The organism is Actinomadura soli (assembly GCF_005889715.1).
GTDB classification, from domain to species: Bacteria; Actinomycetota; Actinomycetes; order Streptosporangiales; family Streptosporangiaceae; genus Spirillospora; species Spirillospora soli.
Genome location: NZ_VCKW01000418.1, coordinates 1 through 4,690, shown reverse-complemented (window position 1 = coordinate 4,690; position 4,690 = coordinate 1). Strand labels below are relative to the sequence as shown.

5 protein-coding genes are annotated in these 4,690 nt (G+C 69.9%); 3 read left to right on the top strand and 2 right to left on the bottom strand.

Annotation, left to right across the window (positions count from 1 at the left end):
* Window positions 1-234: 234 nt before the first annotated feature.
* Window positions 235-957, top strand: coding sequence for a DNA alkylation repair protein (locus tag ETD83_RS39545; RefSeq protein ID WP_138650368.1), 723 nt, complete (start codon window positions 235-237; stop codon window positions 955-957).
* A gap of 46 nt (window positions 958-1,003) precedes the next feature.
* Here ETD83_RS39545 and ETD83_RS39540 read toward each other — a convergent pair whose 3' ends face one another.
* Window positions 1,004-2,044: a zinc metalloprotease gene (locus tag ETD83_RS39540; protein ID WP_230421499.1), complete on the bottom strand. Its 1,041-nt coding sequence runs from the start codon at window positions 2,042-2,044 to the stop codon at window positions 1,004-1,006.
* Window positions 2,045-2,278: 234 nt separating this feature from the next.
* On the opposite strand from ETD83_RS39540, the gene guaA reads away from it, so the two are divergent.
* Window positions 2,279-3,895, top strand: a complete 1,617-nt coding sequence (gene guaA, locus ETD83_RS39535; protein ID WP_171064707.1) for a glutamine-hydrolyzing GMP synthase — start codon at window positions 2,279-2,281, stop codon at window positions 3,893-3,895.
* A gap of 61 nt (window positions 3,896-3,956) precedes the next feature.
* On the opposite strand, the gene ETD83_RS45165 is transcribed toward guaA, so the two are convergent.
* On the bottom strand, window positions 3,957-4,268 hold the full coding sequence (locus ETD83_RS45165) for a carboxymuconolactone decarboxylase family protein (protein ID WP_230421498.1): 312 nt from the start codon (window positions 4,266-4,268) through the stop codon (window positions 3,957-3,959).
* Between the two features lie 70 nt (window positions 4,269-4,338).
* On the opposite strand from ETD83_RS45165, the gene ETD83_RS39525 reads away from it, so the two are divergent.
* The coding region (locus tag ETD83_RS39525; protein ID WP_230421497.1) for a LysR substrate-binding domain-containing protein at window positions 4,339-4,690 on the top strand (352 nt) is incomplete at its 3' end.

Genomic DNA, 4,690 nt, shown 5'->3' with positions numbered 1-4,690 from the left:
CGGCGGGTGCGTACGCACTGAAGGCGGCTACCACGCCGAGGACGCTGGCGATTCCGGCGCGTTTCATGGAACTCCTCAGGGGGTTGCGCGCGCGGGGGCGCGCGCGAGGGGAGCGGAGTTACTGCTGGATCAAGAGTGGATGCGAACGACCATCTCGTCTTTGGCAAACCTGGACGAATCGGGATGTCCAACGCTGAATACGGCGCCCTAGCGCGGGCGGCGTAGCGTGTCCGCATGGATGTCGAGGGCGAGGCGTCGCGGATCCTGGCGGAGTTGCGGGCACAGGCCGACCCGGTACGCGCTGAGAATGAGAAGCGCTACCTGAAGAGCGGCTTCGCGCATATCGGCGTGCCCGTGCCGGCGTTGCGCAAGGTGGCGACGTCGTCGGTGAGGATCACGCCCACGCGGGACGATTTGGTCGCTCTTGCCAAGGCCCTTTGGAACGTGACGGACGAAGGCCGTCCCGTGCATGAGGCGCGCATGGCCGCGATTGAGATCCTCACCAAGCGAGCCTCGTCGCTGGAACCGAACGACCTCGGGATGGCCGAACGGCTCGTCCGGGATTCGGCGAGCTGGGTGTACGTGGACCAAATCGCGGAAAAGGTCGTCGGCGGATTGGTCCTCCGGTATCCGGATCTGGCCACGGCGTTGGACGCCTGGGTCAGCGACCCCTACATGTGGATACGGCGTACGGCCGTCCTGGCTCTGCTCGCAGGCGTCCGGACGGGAAACCCGGATCTGGAACGGCTCGACCGGTTCGGGGACGCCCTGATCGGTGAACGCGAGTTCTTCATCCGCAAAGCCCTTGGGTGGGTCTTGCGCGAGTTGTCGAAGAAGGACCCGGGCTGGGTGGTGGCGTGGGTCGAACCACGCGTCGGCATCATGTCGGGGGTCACGCTACGGGAGGCCGTCCGCCGGCTACCGGCCGAGGACGCCGCCCGCATCCTCGGCCGCTAGCCTGCCCAGCGCGCCCGTATTCTCGGCCGAGGGCGAAAGGCGCCGACTAGGCGCGGTATGCCTTCCACACCTTGTGGATCCGGGCGCCCTGCCCGGCGGTGAAGGACGTCATGCACGTGTCGTAGCTGTAGTCCATGTAGTTGTGTATCGGGTCCTCCCCGGGGGACGGGCACGTGTCCTTGCCGGCCGGGCAGCCGTTCGTGGGATCGCGCTCGGCGGGCGTGTCCGCGACCCTGTCGCCCCGGCTTCCGCAGCCGTCCTGGAACGTGTGGTAAAGCCCGAGCCAGTGGCCGACCTCATGGGTGGCGCTGAAGCCCTTGTTGAAGTTGTCGATCGAGCCGCCCGGCATGCTGCCGTAGTGGATGGTCACGCCGTCCATCTTCGGCTCGGACTTGTACTTCCACGGGAACGTCGACCAGCCGAGCAGGTCCCCGCCTATTTGGGCGCTGTAGAGGTTCAGCGTCGACTTACCGCCCTTGCGCAGCCTCGGCTTGTACGTCCCCTCGTACCGTTCGGGATCGTTGAACCAGTCCGCGTTGTCCGTACGGCTCACGGCGCGGAGCGTGAAGGAGACACGGGTGTTCGCGCCTCCATTGCGTCCACCGTAGGAGTCGTTCAGCGTGCTGATCTGCCGATTGACCTCCGCCATGGACACGTTGCCCTCAGAGCCGTCGTGCAGCACATGGAAGTAGACGGGAATGGTGACCGGTTGGGCGGCGCGCAGTTCGGCGCCGGTCGACTGACCGCCCGCGCCGTCCGCCGGGCCGAGGTCCAGGCCGAGACGGTCCAGTATCCGGTCGAGCTGCCGTTCGACGGCGGCGGCCTCCCCAGGCGTCAGGTCGTTGTGTTCCCGGCCGTGCCCGTGCCCGCCCGGACGGAGCCGTGCGCCGGCGTCCGCGCAGTCGTCCCGATGCGCGGCGCCCTGACGCGCACCGTCCCGATGTGCGGCGCCCTGACGCGCAGCGCCCTGAGGTGCGGCGCCCAGATGGGCGGCGGTGGCCGCCGAGCCCGCGGCGGCCGGTGGCGGACCGGGCGGCAAGGCCGGTATGGCGGCGGCGAGCAAGGCGGTGATGGCGAGCAGCTTCACGGCACTCCTAGGGCCTGGGGAGGGACGCTTGCGGACGGGAACCATGCGAATACAGGGCGTCATCAACAGGTATCAGAGCGAAGTCCTGCCGTGAGTGTGATCAAGGTAAATGGATGCCGACCGTTATCGGCGGATCGCACCATGTGTTGGTCGTGCCAGGGGCGCGCGCATCGGCGCTGGCAGCGGGCCCGTAGACTGGTGGGGTCGTTCCGGCCCGTGCGAAAGGCGTTCTTGGTGGCCGCTGACCAATCCTTTGACACCGTTCTCGTCGTCGACTTCGGCGCGCAGTACGCGCAGCTCATCGCGCGGCGCGTCCGCGAGTGCCATGTGTACAGCGAGATCGTGCCGTCCACCATGCCGGCCGCGGAGATGCTCGCCAGGCGCCCGAAGGCGATCATCCTGTCGGGCGGCCCGGCGTCGGTGTACGAGAAGGGCGCCCCGGTCGCGCCGGACGGCCTGTTCGACCTGTCGCAGCGGCAGGGCGTCCCCATGTTCGGGATCTGCTACGGCCACCAGGTGATGGCGCAGGCGCTCGGCGGGACGGTGGAGAACTCCGACGTCGCCGAGTTCGGCGGCGCGACCGTCACCGTCTCGTCCCCCGGCATGCTGTTCGCGGGGCTGCCGCACGAGCAGCCGGTGTGGATGTCGCACCGCGACTGCGTCAGCCGCGCCCCGTCCGGCTTCACCGTCACGGCCAGCACGGACGTGACGCCCGTCGCCGGCATGGAGGACCTCGAACGCGGCCTCTTCGGCGTCCAGTTCCACCCTGAGGTGCTGCACACCGCGCACGGCATGGAGCTGCTGCGGAGGTTCCTCTACGAGGGCGCCGGCTGCCGTCCGAACTGGACGATGGTGAACATCGCGGACGAGTCGATCGAGGCCGTGCGGGAGCAGGTCGGGCACAAGCGGGCGATCTGCGCGCTGTCGGGCGGCGTCGACTCGGCCGTCGCCGCCGCGCTCGTCCAGCGCGCCATCGGCGACCAGCTGACCTGCGTGTTCGTCGACCACGGCCTGCTGCGCAAGGGCGAGCCCGAGCAGGTCGAGAAGGACTTCGTCGCCGCCACCGGCGTGAACCTGCACGTCGTGGACGCCCAGGACCGCTTCCTCGCCGCCCTCGACGGCGTCGCCGACCCCGAGGAGAAGCGCAAGATCATCGGACGCGAGTTCATCCGCGTCTTCGAGGAGGCGGCGCGCGAGATCGTCAGGGGCGGTTCCAGGGGGTCGTCGCCTCAGAAGGGCGGGGAGGATGCCGCTGAACCGGTGGAATTCCTCGTCCAGGGGACGCTTTACCCGGACGTCGTCGAATCGGGCGGCGGGACCGGCGCGGCCAACATCAAGTCGCACCACAACGTCGGCGGCCTCCCCGAAGACCTGCAGTTCAAGCTGGTCGAGCCGCTGCGGAGCCTGTTCAAGGACGAGGTCCGCGCGCTCGGCGAGCAGCTCGGCCTGCCGACCGAGATCGTCTGGCGCCAGCCGTTCCCCGGCCCGGGCCTCGGCATCCGCATCGTCGGCGCCGTCACCCGCGACCGCCTCGACATCCTCCGCGACGCGGACGCCATCGCCCGCGAGGAGCTCACCAACGCGGGCCTCGACCGCGACATCTGGCAGTTCCCCGTCGTCCTGCTGGCGGACGTCCGCTCCGTCGGCGTTCAGGGGGACAGCCGCACCTACGGCCACCCGATCGTGCTGCGCCCGGTGACGAGCGAGGACGCGATGACGGCCGACTGGGCGAAGCTCCCCTACGAGCTGCTGCAGCGGATCTCGACGCGCATCACCAACGAGGTCCGCGAGATCAACCGCGTCACGGTCGACATCACGTCCAAGCCCCCGGGCACCATCGAGTGGGAGTGACCGACGCCAGGCCCGCAGCACGGGCCTGACGTCGTGCAAGCACGTCAGACGGTGGTGCGCGTCAGACGGTGGCCGGGGCGAGCGCGGCCTCGGCGTCGAGCGTCGCCGCGACCGCGTTCACGACGGCGGCGATCCGCAACGCCTCCTGCACCAGCTCCCGCGACAGGCCCGCCTCCCGGACGACCCTCTCGTGCGATTCCAGGCACCGCCCGCAGCCGTTGACCGCCGACACCGCCAAGCACCACAGCTCGAAATCGACCTTCTCCACGCCCGGCCTGCCGATGATCGACATCCTCAGCCTGGCGGGCAGCGTCGCGTACGTCCCGTCCCCGATCAGGTGGGTCGCGCGGTAGTAGACGTTGTTCATCGCCATGACCGACGCGGCGCCCTTGGCGGCCTCGAACGCCTCGGCCGGCAGGTGGCCGCCCGGGAGGGCGCATCGGGTGGCGCGGCGCGCCGAGGCCGTCCTGACGGAGCTGGACCGGCTGGTCGACGAGGTCAGGGCGGTTCGCGGGCCGCTCGTGGGGCCGCTGCGGGTGGGCGTGATCCCGACCGTCGCGCCGTACCTGCTGCCGGTCGTCCTGCCCCGGCTCGCCAAGGAGTTCCCGGAGCTGGAGCTTTCGGTGCGCGAGGAGCGGACCGACCAGATCGTCGCGGAACTGCTGGCCGGACGGCTCGACGTCGTCCTGCTGGCGCTGCCCGTGGCCGTCGGCGGCGTGACCGGGCTCGACCTGTACGACGAGGACTTCGTGCTCGTCGCCCCCGCCGGGTTCGAGGTCGGTGCGGGGCGCGGGC